This window comes from Streptomyces sp. NA04227, from assembly GCF_013364195.1.
Classification (GTDB): Bacteria; Actinomycetota; Actinomycetes; order Streptomycetales; family Streptomycetaceae; genus Streptomyces.
Genome location: NZ_CP054918.1, coordinates 4081174 through 4099607 on the forward strand (window position 1 = coordinate 4081174; position 18434 = coordinate 4099607).

The following is an 18434-nucleotide window of genomic DNA, read 5'->3' on the forward strand; positions in this document are numbered from 1 at the left end:
GTCAGAGGGTCGGCCCGTCCCCCACCGGGGCCGCCGGCCGGCCGCACCGGCTCGGCACAGCTGAGCAGGAGGCTGACTCTCGTGACGAACGTTCTCGCGCACGGCACCGCCGGACAGGACAGGGGTTTCCCGTTCGTGGGGCGGCAACGCGAGTTCAACCTGCTGCTGGACGCGGTCGGGCACCCTCCGGCGGTGGTACTGGTCGAGGGCGAGGCGGGGATCGGCAAGTCCCGCTTGGTGCACGAGGCATCACTCGTCCTGTCGGAGCAGGGCGGGCGGGTCCTCATGGGCTTCTGCCAGCCGCTGCGGGAGCCGTTTCCCTACGGCCCGGTGGTGGACGCGCTGCGCAAGGCCCGCGACTGGCTGCCCGAGGCCGGCGTCCCGCCGACGGCCGGCGCCCTCGCCCCGCTGCTCCCCGACCTGGCCGACCGCCTGCCGCCGGCCCCCGCCCCGGTCGAGGACCCGCACACCCGGCGCCACCTGCTGGTCCAGGCCGTGCACTCCTTCCTCGCCGCGCTCGGACCGGCCGTCCTGGTCGTGGAGGACCTGCACTGGGTCGACGAGGCCACCCGGGACCTGCTCCTGCTGCTCGCCCGCGATCTGCCCGACCAGCTCGCCCTCGTCCTCACCTACCGGGCCGAGGACCTGCCGTCCGCGACCCCGGTGCTCGGCTCCGCCTACCGCCGCCCGCCCGGGGTCGGCGGGAGCACCATCCGCCTCGGCACTCTCGCCGAGGACGACATCCACTCCCTGGCCGCCGCGGCGCTGGGCCACCGCGCCACCCGGGCACTGGGCCGGGCTCTGTACCGGCGCAGCGAGGGACTCGCGCTGGTGGTGGAGGAGGACCTGCTCACCCTGCGCGAGCAGGGACGGCAGCGGGACAGCGACCGGGACAGCGACACAGTGGTGGACTGGCTGCACGGCGCGGACGCGCCGCACGGCCTGCGCGAGGCCGTCACGGAGCGGCTGGCCGCGCTGTCGCCGGCCGGTGCGGCCGTCGTGGACGCGGCCGCGGTGCTCGCCGTCCCGTCCCCCGAGCCACTGCTCGCCCAGGTCACCGGGCTCCACCCCGACGAGAGTGCCGCCGGGATCACCGAGGCGGTGAAAGCCTCGGTCCTGCGCGAAACGGACGCGGGCCAGTACACCTTCCGGCACGTGCTGGCCCAGCAGGTCGCCTACCGGCACGTCCTCGGGCCACAGCGCAGGCTGCTGCACCAGCGGGTGATCGCGGAGCTGGAGACCCGGCAGCCGGTACCGCTCGTGCAGGTCGCCCACCACACACGCGCCCTCGGCGACCGGCAGGCGTGGCCGCGCCGGGCCGAGGAGGCCGCCGACCAGGCCATCACCATCGGCGACACCGGCACCGCGGCCACCCTGTTGCGTCAGATCATCGAGGAGCCGCACTCCGACGACGGCCTCCGCTCGCGGAGCGCACTCGCCCTCGCCCAGATCGGGACCCTCGGCGCGGACTACACCGCGAACGCGGCCCTGCTGCGCCGCATCCTGTCCGACCCCCAACTGACCGATGCCACCCGCGGCGAGGTCCGGCTCGCCCTCGGCCTGCTGGAGGCCACCCAGGCAGGCGACCGCGCCGGCTTCCGCCAGATCGAGCGTGCCGTCGACGAGTTGGCCGGCCGTCCGGAACGGGCGGCGCGGGCGATGGTGGCGCTCGCCATGAACGAGTGGGACGGCGGGGTGGAACGGTCCGGAGAGTGGATGGACCGGGCCGAGGCCGCGGTCGCCGACAGCGGCGACGACGGCATGCGGGCGGCCGTCCGGGCGTCCCGCATCACCCTCATGGCCAGAGAGGGCGACCCCGGCCTCTGGTCGCTGCTCGAGCAACTGCCGCAGGAGTCGGAGAACCAGGAGGTCGTACGGCAGACCGCCCGCGCCGTGCACAACGCCGGCACCCTGACCGCGGAGATCGGCAACGACGCCCGGGCCCGGCAACTCCTGGCCGGCAACCGGCACCTGTCCGACCGGTCGGGCATCCCGTACCTGGGGGTGTACGGGCGGGCCACCCTGCTGAGCCTGGACTTCACGGGCGGCCGCTGGCACGGGCTGGAGGAGCGCCTGGCCGCCCTCGCCGACGAGTATCCCGATCTCATCCTGGTCAGCATCGAACGCGCCCTCCTGCTCGGCGGTCTGGCCGCGGCCCGGGGCCGGAGCGGCCAGGCGCTGGAACACTTCGGCGTCGCGGCGGCGTACGGCGACACCCACACCGAGGTGAGCGTGGCGCTGAGGGCGGCCGCCGGGCTGGTCGGCCTCCGGCTGGCCCAGGGCAGCCCCGACGACGCCGCGGCGGCGGCCGGGCCCGCCGTCGCCGTGCTGCGCGAGACCCGGGCCTGGCCGAGGAACGCAGGTCTGCTGCCGGCCGCGGTCGAGGCCGCCCTCGCGGTCGGTGACCGCAGTGGTGCCGAGCGGCTCGCGGACGAGGCCGAGCGCGCGCTGTCCGGACGCCGGACTCCCGCCGCGGACGCGGGACTTCACCTCGCACGCGGACTGCTGCTGCGCGACGCCGCACCGGCCGATGCGGCCGACCGGTTCGCGCGGGCCCGCCGGGCGTGGCAGGAGATCGGCCGCCCCTACGACGCGGCCCGCGCCGCCGAGCGACTCGGGCACATCGAGACGGTCACCCGGCCCGGCACCGAGCCGCGGCACCTCACGGAGGCACTGGAGACCTACACGCTGCTCGGTGCTTCGGCCGACACCGCGCGCTGCCAGCGACTGCTGCGCGAGCTCGGGCTGGACCCGTCGGCGTCCCACCGCCGCCGGGGCTACGGCGACCGGCTCTCCCCGCGCGAACGCGAGGTCGCCGAGCTGGTGTCGCGAGGAGCGACCAACCGGGACATCGCCGGAGCACTCGTCCTGTCGCCCCGGACCGTCGAGCAGCACGTCGCCCGCGTCCTGCACAAGCTCGGCACCACGCGCAAGGCGGTGGGCGAGGCGCTCCGCGACCTGGAGGACCAGCCCTGACTTCGGGCCGGGCTGCCCCCGCCCGGGTTCGCGTCCCCCGCCCGGGTTCGCGTCCCCCCGCCCGAGTACGCGAGGTCGCTCCCCCCGAGGGCCGGGGCCCGGAAGGGGAGAGCACCGCAGCAGCCGACCAGAAGCACCCACGACGGCACGCGGTGACGGACCGTCGGTGTCCCGGTGCCCGTACCCGTGATGCGGCGCCGATTAGGGATACGTATTTCAGGCTTCCCTGACTGGTCACGTGAGCTCGCGGCGAGAATCCTCTGAGCCGTCGCGTGCCCACCCACGCCGGACCACTCCACACCGGCGGCTGTTCTCACGTTCCAGCCCGGCCCACGCGTCTCTTGGCCCCGGGTAACACCCCTCGTCCGGTGCCGGACGGGCCGCCGGGCCCGCACCACACGCTCCACCCCACGATCCGTCCGCGCACCCTCATCCCCCGGAGTGAACCCATGAGATCCGACAACCCGGCCCCCCATCGCCGAAGGCTCCAGACGCGTCCCCTCGTCGTCGGCGTCGCGGCCTCGTCGCTGGCCCTCGCAGGACTCCTCTGCACCGGCCCGGCGGTCCCGACCGCCGCCGCCGCACCCGCCGCCGCGACCGGCGCTCCCGCGGCGCTGACCGGACCGCAGCTCGCCGCCTCCTGGACCGGCCCGCTGAGCACGCGAGGACGGTACGTCGTCGACGCGAACGGCGACCGCTTCAAGCTCAAGGCCGGCAACTGGTCCGGTGCGCAGGGCACTTGGGAAGGCAGCGGCGACGTGGACGACGTCGCCAACCACCAGGCCGACCAGAAGTCGAACAACATCCCGCTCGGTCTGGACCGCACCCCGATCAAGCGGATCATGGCCGACTTCCACGCCCTCGGCCTCAACACCATCCGGCTGCCGTACGCCGACGCGATGATCAAGGACGACACCGTGGTGCCGGACTCCGCGGTCGCGGCCAACCCGCAGCTGAAGGGCAAGACCCCGCTGCAGGTCTTCGACGCCGTGGTGGAGGACCTGACCGCCGAAGGCTTCGCCGTCATCCTCAACAACCACACCACCACGTACCGCTGGTGCTGCTCCCTCGACGGCAACGAGCGCTGGAACACCAGCCAGACCACCGAGGAGTGGATCGACAACTGGCTGTTCCTGGTGGACCGCTACAAGTCGAACAAGCGGGTGGTCGGCGCCGACCTGCGCAACGAGGTCCGCCGTGACTGGAACGACGACCCCAACTGGGGCTGGGGCAACGAGCACGACCTGTACGAAGCCTTCCAGCAGGCCGGCAACAGGATCCTCGAGGCCAACCCGGACCTGCTGATCATCATGGAGGGCATCAACTGGCAGGGCATCCCCCAGGCCATGTTCCCGCACGGCCGGCCGACGCTCACCCCGGTCCGTAACCTCTCCAACACCCTGATCAACTCGGGCAAGCTGGTCTACTCCGCGCACTTCTACGGTTTCACCGGCCCCAACCACACCGGCTCGACCGGTGGTTGGCAGAACGGAGAGACCAACGACCCGCGCTACCGCGACCTCAGCCCCGAGGACCTGGTCAAGGTCGTCAACGACCAGGCCCTGTTCGTCACCCAGGAGGGCCAGCACTTCACCGCTCCCGTCTGGGTCAGCGAGTTCGGCACGGGCGGGCGAGGCCAGAGTGACGAGAAGGAGAAGGACTGGTTCAACCGCTTCACCGACATCCTGGTGGAGAACGACACCGACTTCGCCGTCTGGCCGCTGACCGGCTGGAGCACCGACGGCAAGCCCAACGACAACTGGGCGCTGATCTCCTACGACTCCGCCGGCAAGCGGCAGAGCGTCCTCGACTCCGGCGACTGGCGCACCACCTCCTGGAACAAGCTCGTCAACGCCACCGGCAAGACCGGCCAGGTCGCCGAGGTCAGCCACTGGAACATGCTCAACCTCGACTACGGCGACCAGAACGCCTCCGCCACCATGCGAGAGCAGGCGGACTGGAGCGAAGGCAACCGCAAGGGCAACTGCCCCGACAGCCAGCGCCTCGTCGCCCTCGCCCGCAGCAACAACCGCGGCCTGTGCACCGACGCCAACCAGCCCGAAAAGGGCGACGGCATGTGGACCACCGTCATCGACGAGCGCTACGTCAAGAACGGCGACTGGGCCAGCGGCTACAACAAGCTCGAATGCCCCGAGAACACCTTCGCCGTCGGCTACAGCGTCAACGGCAACTCGATGGCCGCCCTGCTCTGCGCCCCCTCCGCCGAGCCGTTGCCCACCACGAACCGGCTGGCCTGGTTCGACCACGGCGACAACCGGCCGGACAGCGGCGGGTCCAACGCCAGCGACTGGGCGCCCGGTGCCTACAAGGGCCAGTGCAAGGACGACGAGTACCTCGCCGGGGTCGCCTACACCTGGAAGTGGAACCACGGCGGGGCCCCCGACGCCCTGCTCTGCCGCCCGCTCGACTGACCTGACCCTCCGGCAGTTCCACGTTCCCTCGCCAGAAGAACCACACGGTCGAGACCTGCGTCCCGTGGCACCCGCGCGTACCCGGACCCGGGCGAGTTCCGTCCGTAGAACGCGTCCCCCAACCCTCCACCGAAGGTGACTCAACGTCATGTCCATCAGAAGGAAGACCGCGACCGTCCTCGCGACCGGCTCGATACTCGCGCTCAGCGGCCTGGCAGCCGCACCCGCGGCGAACGCCGACACCGCCGGGGCGACCCGGCCCGCCCCTCCCTCCGCCGTCGTCACCGGTGCCGGCGGAAATCAGCTCGTCTCCTACGACCCCGCCACCGGCCGCGCCGTGCTGACCACCGGCACCGCGTCCACCATGAACCGGACCGCCTCCGGCACCAAGGCCGGTAGCGTCAAGGTCGGCCAGGTCATCGACAGCCTGCCCTGCGCGGCGGCTCCGGAGGGCGCGCTGCTCGTCGTCACGGACGTGCAGAAGGCCAAGGGCGGCAGGCAGACCGTCAGCACCCGCCCGGCCGCCATCAACGAACTGCTGGGCGACAAGTCCGCCGCCGTGCACACCGCGGTGACTCCGTCGAGCCTCAAGGTCACCTCCGAGCTGCCCGGCCTCAAGGTCAGCTATGTGCCGAGAATCGACGGCGCCTCGGCCTCCGCCTCGATGGACCTGAACCTGAGCGCCGACACCAAAATCCCGCTGCCGGACGGCGGTTCGGCCGACTTCTCCGGCTCCGTCTCGCTCAACCCGAGCATCGACTTCGACTACCAGGGCGCCGCGATCGACGTCCAGAAGGCGCAGGTGAGCTTCAACACCGACGCCGAGGCGAAGTGGCGCGTCGCGGGCACGTTCAAGGCACTCAACAGCTCGGTCAAGATCCCGATCGCCAGCCTCAAGGCCTCGCCCGTCGTCTGGGTGGGCCCGGTGCCGGTGGTCGTGAACACGGACCTCACGCTCTACGCCCACATCACGGCCGAAGGGACCGTCACCGTCGACACCGAGCAGAGCTACACCGACAACTGGGGCGTGCACGCCGGTTACACGAAGCAGGACGGCTGGACCGCGGGCTCCGATTCCGGCGCGCCCGACCTCTCGCCGGTGACGGGCTCGGTGTCCGGCCACGGCGACATCCGCACCGGCCTGATGACCGAGGGCACGATCGCCATCTTCGACAGCCTGGGCGTGAAGGCCCACATCGAGCCGTACCTGCGCACGGTGGTCTCCGGCAAGGCCACGTTCGACGGCGAGGGCGGCGTCCAGTCACAGACCGGACCGCTCGAACTCTACGGCGGCGTCGACATCGGCGGCGCGCTGATGGCCCGCCTCAGGATCCTGGGCACCACGCTGTTCGAAAAGGAACTGCCGTTCACCGTCTACCGCGAGGAATGGCCGCTGCTGACCACCGAGGCGACCGCGTAGGACCGACCGGGCGCCGACCGTACGACACCGGGCGCCGACCGTACGACACGGGGCGCCGACCGTACGACACGGGGCGCCGACCGTATGACACGGGGCGCGGAGCGACCCTCAGTACTCGCTCCGCGCCCCGCGGCAGCCGGGCCCCTCAACCCTGGCGGTGACCGGGCCTCAGTCCCGGTCGTAGGTGTGGAACCCGCGGCCGGTCTTGCGGCCGAGGAGTCCCGATTCGACCATGGCGCCCATCCGGCCTCCGCCGACAACGCCCACGCGCTCGATCGCGGTCACGTCGGCTCCCCGGTACGGCGTACGAGGTGGCGGGTGTAGGCGTCGGGGGTGAAGAAGGCGGGCAGGTCCCGGCCGAGGGCGACGCGTTCGAAGACGGCGCGGGACTCGTCCGCGAGCGCCGCCGGGTCCTCCTCGGTCAGCGCGGCCGTCTCCTCGTCGAGCAGCCGCAGCACCGTCTCGCGCTCGACGACCTGATGCCGCAGCCACTGCCAGATCTGCACCCGGGCGATCTCCGCGGTCGCGGCGTCCTCCATCAGCCCGTACAGCGCGACGGCTCCGTGGCCGCGCAGCCAGGCGTCGAAGTAGCGCAACGAGACGGCGATGTTGGTACGGACGCCGTCGGGGGTCGGCGGTCCGCTGATACGGCGCACCGACAGCAGGTCCGCCGCGGTCACCCCCACGTCGTCACGGACGCGCTCGACCTGGTGGGGGCGTTCGCCGAGTACCGCGTCGAAGACGGTGCGGCAGACGGGGACCAGGCCGGGGTGGGCGACCCACGAGCCGTCGAAGCCCGCCTCGGCCTCGCGCTCCTTGTCCAGCCGCACCCTCGCGAGCGCCGCCTCGTTCGCCACCGCGTCCCGGCTCGGGACGTGCGCGGCCATGCCGCCGATGGCGTGCGCTCCGCGCTTGTGGCAGGTGCGTACGAGCAGTTCGGTGTAGGCGTGCATGAACGGGGCGGTCATCGTGACCTTGGCGCGGTCGGGCAGCAGGAAGTCGGTCCGGTGCCCGAAGGTCTTGATCAGGCTGAAGAGGTAGTCCCAGCGGCCCGCGTTCAGACCGGCGCTGTGCTCGCGCAGCTCGTAGAGGATCTCCTCCATCTCGAAGGCCGCGGTGATCGTCTCGATCAGGACGGTGGCGCGGATGGTGCCGCGCGGGATGCCGAGGAGCTCCTGCGCGAGGACGCACACCTCGTTCCACAGCCGTGCTTCGTACCGGTTCTCCAGCTTGGGCAGGTAGAAGTACGGGCCGTGTCCGGCGTCGATCTGCCGCTGCGCGCAGTGGAAGAAGTACAGGCCGAAGTCCACCAGCGAGGCGGGCGCGGGACGGTCGTCGACAAGGAGGTGGTCCTCGGTGAGGTGCCAGCCGCGGGGGCGCACGACGATGGTCGCGAGCTGCTCGCCGAGCCGGTACTCCTTGCCCTCGGGCGTGGTGAAGTCGATCCGGCGCTCGATGGCGTCGAGCAGATTGAGCTGACCCTGGACCACGTTGTCCCAGGTGGGCGAGGTCGCGTCCTCGAAGTCGGCCATCCATACGCGGGCGCCCGAGTTGAGGGCGTTGATGGTCATCCTGCGTTCCGGCGGGCCGGTGATCTCCACGCGGCGGTCGGTCAGTCCGGGCGCGGGCGGCGCGACGCGCCAGGAGTCGTCCGCGCGGACACCTCCGGTGGCGATCGGGAAGTCGAGCGGGGAGCCGGAGGTCAGCCGGGACGCGTGACGCCCGCGCTCCTTGAGGAGTTCCAGGCGGCGCTCGTGGAAGGCGGCGACGAGCCGGCCGACGAATTCCAGGGCCTGGGGCGTGAAGATCTCGTCGAAGCGGTCACCCGGTGCGTCGAGGACCTGGACGCGGTGCGTCAGTGCGTTGGTGGTGCCTGTGGACATACGGGTCTCCTCGTTGGGACCGGTGGACCGGCGGGAGCGGCGGGACCAGGGACGGTGGGAGCAGGAAGCAGGAAGCAGGAAGCAGGAAGCAGGGAGCAGGAAGCAGGAAGCCGGAAACGGATCGAGCAGGGAACGGATCGAGCAGGGAACGGAGGGAGCGGGGAGCGGAGGGAGCGGGGAGCGGTGGGAGCCGGGTGTGGAAGCGGAGACACGCCGGCCCCCACCTGTATGCGGGGCTGTCCGGCCGGGGGCGCCCCCGGCCGACGGGGTGCCTAGTGGAACTGCTCTTCCTCGGTGGACCCGGTCAGAGCGGTGGTGGAGGAGGCCGGGTTGACGGCGGTGGAGACCAGGTCGAAGTAGCCGGTGCCGACCTCGCGCTGGTGCTTGACGGCGGTGAAGCCGTGTTCCTGGGCGGCGAACTCGCGCTCCTGGAGGTCGACGTAGGCGGTCATGCCGTGCTCGGCGTAGCCGCGGGCCAGGTCGAACATGCCGTGGTTGAGGGAGTGGAATCCGGCCAGGGTGATGAACTGGAAGCGGTAGCCCATCGCTCCCAACTCCCGCTGGAACTTGGCGATCTGGTCGTCGTCGAGGGACGCCTTCCAGTTGAAGGACGGCGAGCAGTTGTACGCGAGCATCTGGTCCGGGTGCTCGGCGTGGATCGCCTCGGCGAACTCGCGGGCCTGCGCCAGGTCCGGGGTGCCGGTCTCCACCCAGATCAGGTCGGCGTACGGGGCGTAGGCCAGGCCACGGGCGATGACCGGCGCCATGCCGTTCCGCACCCGGTAGAAGCCCTCCGCGGTGCGCTCGCCCGTGACGAACCGCGCGTCGCGCTCGTCGACGTCACTGGTGATCAGGTTGGCGGCGAGGGCGTCGGTACGGGCGACGATCACGGTCGGCACGTCGGCGATGTCGGCGGCGAGACGGGCCGCGTTCAGGGTGCGGACGTGCTGGGCCGTGGGGACCAGGACCTTGCCGCCCAGGTGCCCGCACTTCTTCTCCGAGGCCAGCTGGTCCTCGTAGTGGATACCCGCCGCACCGGCGGCGATCATCGCCTTGGTCAGCTCGAAGGCGTTGAGCGGGCCGCCGAACCCGGCCTCCGCGTCCGCCACGATCGGGGCGAGCCAGTCGGTGGTGTCCGTGCCGCCCTCGGCGGTGGCGATCTGGTCGGCCCGCAGCAGCGCGTTGTTGATACGGCGCACCACCTGCGGCACCGAGTTGGCCGGGTACAGGCTCTGGTCGGGGTAGGTGTGCCCGGCCTGGTTGGCGTCGGCGGCGACCTGCCAGCCGGACAGGTAGATCGCCTGCAGTCCGGCCTTCACCATCTGCACGGCCTGGCCGCCGGTGAGCGCGCCGAGCGCGTGGATGTAGTCCTGTTCGTGCAACTGACGCCACAGGCGCTCGGCGCCGCGCCGCGCGAGGGAGTGCTCCTCGCGCACGCTGCCGGACAGCCGGACCACGTCCTCGGCGCCGTACGTACGCTCGATCCCCTTCCAGCGCGGATCCGTCGCCCACCGCCGGGCCAGCTCCTGTGCCGCCGCCTGTGTGCTTGCCTGCGCCGCCTGGGCCATGACCGTCTCCTGTTTCGGGTCGAGATCGAAGATCTGTGAAGGGTGCGAAGAAGACCGAGCGGCCTTCTGTGTGATGCGGCCCCGCCGGGCCGCGTCCCGCCAAGTGGGCTGGGACCGTCGGTCGACGGATGACAGGAAGAGCCGGGATCTCCGACGTCAGGGCATGAATCGCGCCCGGTTCACCGATGCCGCACCGGGATTCCGGCGGGGCCGCACTACGACTCTGACAGTGGCACTGAGTGCCATCAACCTTGGCACTCTGCCAACTTCTGCGAATCTTCCCGGGCCGGATTGCCAAGGTTGCGAAGCCCCGGGATGCGCCCTGCCCCTTTAGGCTGTCGGCGACGAGAGGAGGTCGGGGTGAGCAGGACATGAGCAAGACCTACGCGGGGGCACGACTGCGGCGGCTGCGCGAGGAACGCCGGATGAGCCAGGCGGAACTGGCTCGCGTGCTCGCGATCTCGCCGAGCTACCTGAACCAGATGGAGCACGACTCACGGCCGCTGACCGTCCCGGTCCTGCTCCGCCTGACCGAGACCTTCGGCGTGGACACCGCCTTCTTCTCCGAGCACGACACCAGCCGACTCGTCGCGGGCCTGCGCGAGGCCATGGCCGACGAGGTGGCGGCGGGCCGTATCTCCGCCGCCGACCTGTCGGAACTGGCCACCCGGCTGCCCGCCGTGGGAGAGGTGCTGCTGCAACTGGGCCGCCGCAACCTGGAGTTGGGCGAGCAGCTCGCCGAGGCGGCCGACGGGCGCGCGGCCACCGGCGAGACGACCGCCGCCCGTACCCCGCACGAGGAGATCCGCGAGTTCTTCTACCGCCGCCGGAACTACCTCCACGAAGCCGACACCGCCGCCGAGGAGTTGGCGGCCGCGGTCGGCATCCGGCCCGGCGAGGTCCGCCAGGCACTGGCCGCCCGCCTCGCCGACCGGCACGGCGTACGCATCGCGTCCGACGCGGACACTCCGCACCACTACGACCCGCAGGACCGCACGCTCCACCTCTCGCCCCGCCTGCGCCCCGGCCAGCAGGCATTTCGCATGGCCACCCAGCTCGGGCTCCTCGAACACGGCGAGGAGCTCTCCCGGCACGCCTCCGAGGACTTCGCCGAAGACTCCACCACCTGGAAGCTCGCGCGGATCGGCGTCGCCAACTACTTCGCCGCCGCGCTGGTCCTGCCGTACACCGTCTTCCACAGCGCGGCCGAGGAGTTGCGCTACGACATCGAGCGCCTCACCGACCGCTTCGGCCTGGGCTACGAGACGGTCAGCCACCGCCTCAGCACCCTTCAGCGCCCGCGCCTGCGCGGCGTCCCCTTCTCGTTCGTCCGGGTGGACCGGGCGGGCAACATGTCCAAGCGGCAGTCCGCGACCGGCTTCCACTTCTCCCGGGCCGGCGGCACCTGCCCGCTGTGGAACGTCTACGAAGCCTTCGCCGCCCCCGGCCGCATCCACGTGCAGATCGCCGCCATGCCCGACGGCCGGCGGTACTTGTGGACCGCGCGCACCGTCACCCGCAGCCGTGGCGGCTGGGGCGAACCGGGCAAGAGTTTCGCGATCGGCCTGGGCTGCGAGATCCGCCATGCCTCACGGCTCGTCTACTCCGACGGGCTCGACCTGGACAACGCCTCCGCGGCCACCCCGATCGGCATGGGCTGCCGCGTCTGCGAACGCCTCGACTGCCCGCAGCGCGCCGTGCCGCCACTGGGCCAGCGGCTCGCCATCGACGAGAACACCAGCACCTTCGTTCCCTACCCGATCGCCCCCTCGCCCTGAACCGCACGCGCCGCGTGAGGGGCAAGGCACGTGCCGACCGGTCGGCACGTGCCTCCTGTCATGCGCGCTCTGTCGTACCGACGTCCGCGCGCCCCGCTTCCCCGGTGCTCAGGGCCGGGACGGGGCGCGGGCGGCTCTCGGCGTCGATGGCGACGAAGGTGAGCTGAGCGGTGGCGACACCGGCCGCGGGCCCGGAGGAGTTCCACCGCTCGGCGGTGACGTGGACACCTACGTCCATCGAAGTGCGCCCGGCCCGCTCGACCTGCGCGTGCACGGTGAGGAGATTGCCTGCCCGTACGGGAGCGAGGAAGGCCATGCGGTTCACCGAGACGGTCACCGCCGGGCCGTCCGCGTGCCGTCCGGCGGCCGCTGCCACGGCGATCGTTAATTATCAAATGACCAAAATGACGATCGAACGCTAGGTAACTCTTGATCTGATCAAAACTTCGCCTCTACGTTCTGGCCACCTTCCCCAGCAGAGAGGCCGTTCTGTCATGACGATCAGATCAAATCGGCGATCAATTGCCCTCAGGGCACTGGTCGTTGGCGCCCTCGCCCTCGCCGGTACGGCGGTCGTGCCCGTTCCCGGCGCCGTCGCCGCGGGATCGACCACCTACGTCGACTGCTCGAAGCCGAGCGCCGGCAACGGCAGCCAGTCCAGCCCCTTCAACAGCGTCGGCCAGGCCAACGGCAGGACCTACCGGGCCGGTGACACGCTGGCCCTCGCCGCCGGCACCACCTGTACCGGTGCTCTCGCGCCGAAGGGCAGTGGCACCGCGGCCGCGCCGATCACCCTCACCAAGTACGGCACGGGTGACCTGCCGGTCCTCAACGGCGACGGGGCCGCCGACGCGCTCTCCCTGACCAACCAGGATCACTGGACGATCAAGGAGCTCAAGGTCACCAACCCGGCCTCTTCCCTGGCCCGCCGTACCGGCATCCGCATTTCGGCGACCGACGGAAAAGCGCACACCGGATTCGAACTCGCCAACCTCGTGATCGACCGTGTCGCCGGGCAGACGAACAAGACCGGTGACACGAAGGAGGACTACATCCAGTCCGCGGGCATCGTCACGGGCGCCACCGGCGCGAACTCCACGCTCAACGACGTCCACGTCCACCACAACACGGTCACCAACACCGGTGGCGGCGGCCTCAAGATCCGCACCGGCTCCCTGGAGACCAAGGGGAACGACATCCTCGTCGAACGCAACACCGTCCGGGCGGTCGGCGGTGACGGCATCATCGTCAGCTACTCCGACTCGCCCCTGATCCAGTACAACACCGCCGCCGACGTCGGAACCGGCGAATACCCCTTCTCCGGCGGCGTCTTCGCGGGGATCTGGGTTCTCGGTGACCACAACCCGACCATCCAGAAGAACGTCGTGTACGGGCTGCGGCCGTACACCAACGACAGCCAGGCATTTGACTGCGACTGGGCCAACACCGGCTACTGCACCATCCAGTACAACTACAGCCGCGACAACGCCGGAGGTTTCTTCCTCGACTGCGACGGCTGCGGCACCACCGGCGGCGCCAAGCAGGTCATTCGCTACAACATCTCCGAGAACGACTGCCGCATCAACAGCATCGGCTCGGGCAAGTCGGCCCTGCACATGTACAACAACGTCCTCTACTGCACGGACAAGAAGTGGAGCGTCAAGCTCCCCGCGAAGAGCCTGGTGGAGAACAACATCTGGGTGGGCACCTCGGACACCCGCCTGCCCACGGCCACCGGCACCGAGTGGAAGTGGAACGTCTACCAGGGCTTCCCCCGCCCCACCGCCAACGGAATCGAGGCCGACCCGCGGTTCGTCAGCCCCGGCACCGGCGGCAGCACCCTCCACTCCGTCGACGGCTACAAGCTCAAGCGCACCTCCCCGGCCCTCGGCAACGGCGCGGTCATGAACGAGAACGGCGGCCGCGACTACTGGGCCAACCCCGTCCCCGGCACGACAAAGCCCAACCGCGGCGCCTACGAGGGCCCCGGGCTCTGAGAACCGGGGCTCCGAGAACCGGGGCTCCGAGAAGCCGGGGCTCCGAGAACCGGGGCCGGGGTGGGCAGCTCCTTCCTGCCCGGGTGCGGTGGTGACCAGGAAACCGGGTGCGGCTGTCGGCCGTGTCCGGTCCACCGCACCGTTCCGGTCGCGTGGGGGTCCTGGCTAGGATCTGCCGCGATGAACGCGCGGCGCAGGGACGAAGGCTGTGCGACGGCACCGGCCGCCGCACAGTTCCTGCTGCGTTGCGCCGCCCTGCTGGCCCTGGTGATCTGGGCCGTCCCGGTCTGCTCCCACGCCGCGTCCGGCTCCGTCGGCTCCTTCGTCCCCGACCCGTCCGCGCCGGTGTCCGCGTCCGTGGCCGCGCCGGTGAACACGTCGGCGTCCGCGCCGGTGAACGCGTCGGCGGAACTCACGGAAGAGCACCTGTGCCCGGGCTCCGGGCACAGCCCCGGTGACACCGACTGCCGGGCCGCCACCCGTGCGCCGGTCCTCCCGGCCTCCGCGGCTCCCGGCTGCTCGCCGGGCGGCCCCGACGCGCATCCCCCGGCCCTCCGTTCCGGGACCGCTCTCCCCGGACCCGGCATGCCGGAGGTGCGCGAACACACCCCCGGCATCCACCAGTTGCAGGTCCAGCGGACCTAGGAGTTCGCGCGGGCAGGTCACCGAAAGTACGGCTGCCCACCCCGCGCCCCTCCGCCCACTGCCCGCCGCTCCGGCCCGGCAGTGCGTTCCGTCCGCTCGACTCACACCGCCGCGCCCACCGAGGGAGCGGCGGAGAACTGGACTTGTCATGGGATCCGCCGGATCGAAGCAAAGACGTACTGCCCGTACCGCCCGCCAGGCGAAGATCGAGGAAATGCGTCGTGCCCAGGCCGCACGCGAACGCCGCGCCCGCATCCTGACCTGGACGGCGACCGGTGCCGTTCTCGCCGGTGTCATCGGCGGCGGCTGGTACCTCGTCGAGGACACCCGGAAGAAGGACGCCGCCAGGGAGAGGGCCGCGGCGGCTCCCGTACCGGGCGAGAAGTCCTGGCGAGAACTCGGGCGCGAGCACGTCGCCACACCCGTGAAGTACGCGATGTCCCCGGCCGTCGGCGGTGATCACGCACAGGCCTGGATGAACTGCGACGGCGACGTCTACGGCACCGCGATTCCCGAGCCCAGCGCCGTCCACGCGCTGGAACACGGCGCCGTCTGGATCACCCACAACGGCAAGGCCGCCGCCAAGGACGTGGACCGCCTCACCTCGCGCGTGAAGCGGACCCCGTACTCGCTGATGAGCCCGTACGCCGAGCAGTCCTCCCCGATCGTCCTGTCGGCGTGGGGCAAGCAACTCCATGTGGAGTCCGCCGCCGACCCGCGGATCGAGAAGTTCCTCGACAAGTACGTGCAGGGCGCGCAGACGCCCGAGCCGGGCGCCGCCTGCACGGGGGGCATTCAGGCGTAGGTGCCGTCCCTGCGGCGCGCCGCCCCCGCCGCGTACGGCGGGGGCGGTCGCGCTCAGGACGGTGTCTCGACGGCGAGTTCGGCGAGTTCGGCGAGCAGTCCGCGTACGCGCCGCTCGATCTCGTCCCGGATCGGCCGGACCGCCTCGACGCCCTGTCCGGCGGGATCGTCCAACTGCCAGTCCAGGTACCGCTTTCCGGGGAAGTACGGGCAGGCGTCGCCGCAGCCCATCGTGATGACGACGTCCGACGTCCGCACCGCTTCGGTGGTCAGGACCTTGGGGATCTCGGCGGAGATGTCGATGCCGACCTCGCGCAGCGCTGCCACCACGGCCGGGTTCACGGCGTCGGCGGGTGCGGATCCGGCGGAGCGCACCTGGACCGAGTCCCCGCCGAGGTGGGTGAGGAAGGCGGCGGCCATCTGGGACCGGCCGGCGTTGTGTACGCAGACGAAGAGCACGGACGGGGTGGATCCGGAGGCGGACCCGGAGGCGGGGCCGGGGGAGGGAGTGGGAGTGGGAGTGCTCATGTGGACACCGCGCTTTCTTCGGAGGGCGGGGCAGTGGCTACGAGTGGCTTGGGGGCGGGTGCCGAGCGTCCGAAGGTGACGGCGACCAGGCCCAAGCCAACGACGGCACCGGCGAGTTGAGCGGCCACGAAGGGCGCCACGGAGGCGGGGGCGATGCCCGCGAAGGTGTCGGTGAACGCCCGGCCGACGGTCACCGCGGGGTTGGCGAAGCTGGTGGACGAGGTGAACCAGTAGGCGGCGCCGATGTAGGCGGCGACCGCACCCGGAGCGAGGTGCGCGCGCCCCGCGCGGGCCAGTCCGAAGATCAGCCAGACCAGTCCCGCGGTGGCGACCACCTCGCCCAGCCACAGCTCGCCCTCGAACCGGTCGTGCGTCGACCACCGCACCAGCGGGCGGCCGAACATGGCGTCCGCGAGGACCGCGCCGCCGATGGCCCCGGCGATCTGGGCGGGCAGGTACGCGGCCACCTCGCGCAGCCCGGGACCCTCGTGCGTACGGCGTCCGGTGAACCAGGCCGCGAGGGTCACCGCCGGATTGAAGTGCGCCCCGGACACCGGACCGAGCAAGGTGATGAGCACGCCCAGACCGAACACCGTCGCCAGCGAGTTGGCCAGCAACTGCACACCGACATCGCGGGTCAACTCGGTTGCCTGGATACCGGAACCGACGACCACGGCCACCAGCGCGGCGCTGCCGAGGGCCTCGGCAGCCGCACGTCTCACCAGCGGTACCGAGGCGCTCATACGGAGGTACCCACGGGCCCGACGGGCGTTTCGAGCAGCGCGGACAGCCGGGCCAGAGCACCGGGAACCACCCGGTAGTACACCCAGGTACCGCGCCGCTCGGAGCCGACCACCCCGGCCTCGCGCAGCACCTTCAGATGGTGCGAGATGGTCGGCTGGGAGACGTCGAACGGGCCGGTCAGATCGCACACGCACGCCTCCCCGCCCTCGTGGGAGGCGATCAGCGACAGCAGCCGCAGCCGGACCGGGTCGGACAGCGCCTTGAACATCCGCGCCAGCTCGGCCGCGTCCCCTTCGCCCAGCGGCTCGCGTACGAGCGGGGCGCAGCAGGCGGCGTCCTGAGCGACGGCGACCACCGGCAGAGCAACTTGTTTCGACATGCCTCTATGTTGACGCTCATCTATTCACGTGGCAACCTCGGCCGTATCGGCTGTATCGATAATTGTCGATGCAGAGGCTTCCGACTCCGACTCCCGACTCCCGACTGCGGCTTCCGGCTCCGACTTCCGGCTCCGACTTCCGGCTCCGATTTCCCGGACGGACGCGGTACGCGGTACGCGGGATGCGGGATCGGAACTCGTGAGGGGAGACCGTCATGTCGCGAGTCCAACTCGCTCTGCGCGTCGCGGATCTGGAAGGCTCGGTCGCCTTCTACAGCAAACTGTTCGGCGTCGAGCCCGCCAAGCGGCGCCCGGGCTACGCCAACTTCGCCGTCGCCGAACCCGCGCTGAAACTCGTCCTCATCGAGGGCGAGGCCGGGGAGGACACCCGCCTGGACCACCTCGGCGTCGAGGTGGAGGGCACCGGACAGGTCGCCGCCGCCACGACCAGGCTGCGCGAAGCGGGCCTGGCGACCTTCGAGGAGAACGACACCTCGTGCTGCTACGCCCTCCAGGACAAGGTGTGGGTGACCGGCCCCGGAAACGAACCGTGGGAGGTGTACGTCGTCAAGGCCGACGCCGACACCCTGGGGAAGGCCGACACCGCGGCCGACACCACGGCCGAGGCCGGTGCCGCGTCGGGCGACTGCTGCGGGACCACCTGTTGCTGACCGAACGGTGCTGACCGAACAGTGCTGACCGAAGGTTGCTGACCGAACGGTCGCCGACCGAACCGGCTCGGGGACCGAGGCTCAACCCGCCCCGTCCGGGCGCCCGTTGGCGGCACGTCCGGACCGGCCGTCGGCCGGTCCGGACGAACGGGCCTCAGAACGGGCCTCAGGCAGACGTCACGACGTTGTCGGCCTGGGGGCCCTTGGCGCCCTGAACGATGTCGAACTCGACCTTCTGGCCCTCGAAGAGCTCCCGGTAACCGTCACTCTTGATCGCGCTGTAGTGCGCGAACACGTCAGGGCCGCCGTCGTCCTGGGCGATGAAGCCGAAGCCCTTCTCCGCGTTGAACCACTTCACCGTGCCTGTAGCCATCAGTCTTCCTTCAACCGTGATTCGTGGTGGCCTGTCGGGCACCGGGAGCAACGCTATGCAAGAACGGCCCCTTTGGTGATCGCAATTGACCGATTGCCGACAACTTCGTGGCAGGGCCGTGGCGTTGGGCACCGACCGCCGCCCCTTGCACCACCCGCTCGCTCGGCGCCGCGGGCCCCGGAACGGCGAAGGGCCGGACACCGACCAGCGGTGCCCGGCCCCGGTGGAGCGGGTGA

General features: G+C 71.2%; 14 protein-coding genes and 1 pseudogene. 8 read left to right on the forward strand and 7 right to left on the reverse strand.

Annotated features, from left to right (window positions below):
- Positions 1-81: 81 nt before the first annotated feature.
- The 3 genes from HUT18_RS17365 (at position 82) to HUT18_RS17375 (ending at position 6828) form a co-directional block, all read left to right on the forward strand.
- The gene (locus tag HUT18_RS17365; protein WP_176101555.1) at positions 82-2976 is read left to right on the forward strand and encodes an AAA family ATPase; all 2895 of its coding nucleotides are present in this window, start codon (positions 82-84) and stop codon (positions 2974-2976) included.
- A gap of 449 nt (positions 2977-3425) precedes the next feature.
- A complete protein-coding gene (locus tag HUT18_RS17370; protein WP_176101556.1) occupies positions 3426-5408 on the forward strand; it encodes a glycoside hydrolase family 5 protein in 1983 nt (660 codons plus the stop codon).
- A gap of 148 nt (positions 5409-5556) precedes the next feature.
- Complete coding sequence (locus tag HUT18_RS17375; protein ID WP_176101557.1) at positions 5557-6828, forward strand: hypothetical protein; 1272 nt, start codon at positions 5557-5559, stop codon at positions 6826-6828.
- A 281-nt stretch (positions 6829-7109) separates the two neighbouring features.
- On the opposite strand, the gene aceB is transcribed toward HUT18_RS17375, so the two are convergent.
- Positions 7110-8711: a malate synthase A gene (gene aceB, locus HUT18_RS17380; RefSeq protein ID WP_176101558.1), complete on the reverse strand. Its 1602-nt coding sequence runs from the start codon at positions 8709-8711 to the stop codon at positions 7110-7112.
- Between the two features lie 272 nt (positions 8712-8983).
- A complete protein-coding gene (gene aceA, locus HUT18_RS17385) occupies positions 8984-10279 on the reverse strand; it encodes an isocitrate lyase (RefSeq protein ID WP_176101559.1) in 1296 nt (431 codons plus the stop codon).
- A 371-nt stretch (positions 10280-10650) separates the two neighbouring features.
- Here aceA and HUT18_RS17390 point away from each other — a divergent pair, with 371 nt between their 5' ends.
- On the forward strand, positions 10651-12057 hold the full coding sequence (locus tag HUT18_RS17390) for a short-chain fatty acyl-CoA regulator family protein (RefSeq protein WP_176101560.1): 1407 nt from the start codon (positions 10651-10653) through the stop codon (positions 12055-12057).
- A 58-nt stretch (positions 12058-12115) separates the two neighbouring features.
- On the opposite strand, the pseudogene HUT18_RS17395 reads toward HUT18_RS17390, so the two are convergent.
- Positions 12116-12427 (reverse strand): annotated as a pseudogene (locus HUT18_RS17395) (acyl-CoA thioesterase); the annotation flags it as partial.
- A gap of 124 nt (positions 12428-12551) precedes the next feature.
- On the opposite strand from HUT18_RS17395, the gene HUT18_RS17400 reads away from it, so the two are divergent.
- From HUT18_RS17400 to HUT18_RS17410, 3 genes are all read left to right on the forward strand, one after another.
- Complete coding sequence (locus tag HUT18_RS17400) at positions 12552-14054, forward strand: right-handed parallel beta-helix repeat-containing protein (RefSeq protein ID WP_176101561.1); 1503 nt, start codon at positions 12552-12554, stop codon at positions 14052-14054.
- A gap of 180 nt (positions 14055-14234) precedes the next feature.
- Positions 14235-14699, forward strand: a complete 465-nt coding sequence (locus tag HUT18_RS17405; protein WP_176101562.1) for a hypothetical protein — start codon at positions 14235-14237, stop codon at positions 14697-14699.
- A gap of 214 nt (positions 14700-14913) precedes the next feature.
- Entirely contained in the window at positions 14914-15504 is a 591-nt protein-coding gene (locus HUT18_RS17410) for a DUF3105 domain-containing protein (RefSeq protein ID WP_254878653.1), read from the forward strand.
- Positions 15505-15557: 53 nt separating this feature from the next.
- On the opposite strand, the gene HUT18_RS17415 is transcribed toward HUT18_RS17410, so the two are convergent.
- From HUT18_RS17415 to HUT18_RS17425, 3 genes are read right to left on the reverse strand one after another with little or no spacing between them, the layout of a single operon-like run.
- Positions 15558-16031, reverse strand: a complete 474-nt coding sequence (locus tag HUT18_RS17415) for an arsenate reductase ArsC (RefSeq protein ID WP_176101564.1) — start codon at positions 16029-16031, stop codon at positions 15558-15560.
- Positions 16028-16774: an aquaporin gene (locus HUT18_RS17420; RefSeq protein WP_176101565.1), complete on the reverse strand. Its 747-nt coding sequence runs from the start codon at positions 16772-16774 to the stop codon at positions 16028-16030. Before HUT18_RS17420 ends, HUT18_RS17415 begins: the two co-directional genes overlap by 4 nt.
- Positions 16771-17154, reverse strand: a complete 384-nt coding sequence (locus HUT18_RS17425) for a helix-turn-helix transcriptional regulator (protein WP_176101566.1) — start codon at positions 17152-17154, stop codon at positions 16771-16773. The genes HUT18_RS17420 and HUT18_RS17425 overlap by 4 nt, the downstream gene beginning before the upstream one ends.
- 215 nt (positions 17155-17369) lie before the next feature.
- Between HUT18_RS17425 and HUT18_RS17430 the strand changes: the two genes are divergently transcribed.
- Complete coding sequence (locus tag HUT18_RS17430; RefSeq protein ID WP_176101567.1) at positions 17370-17825, forward strand: ArsI/CadI family heavy metal resistance metalloenzyme; 456 nt, start codon at positions 17370-17372, stop codon at positions 17823-17825.
- A gap of 166 nt (positions 17826-17991) precedes the next feature.
- On the opposite strand, the gene HUT18_RS17435 is transcribed toward HUT18_RS17430, so the two are convergent.
- Positions 17992-18198 (reverse strand): cold-shock protein, encoded by a 207-nt coding sequence (locus HUT18_RS17435; protein WP_176101568.1) that lies wholly within the window; start codon positions 18196-18198, stop codon positions 17992-17994.
- Positions 18199-18434: the final 236 nt, after the last annotated feature.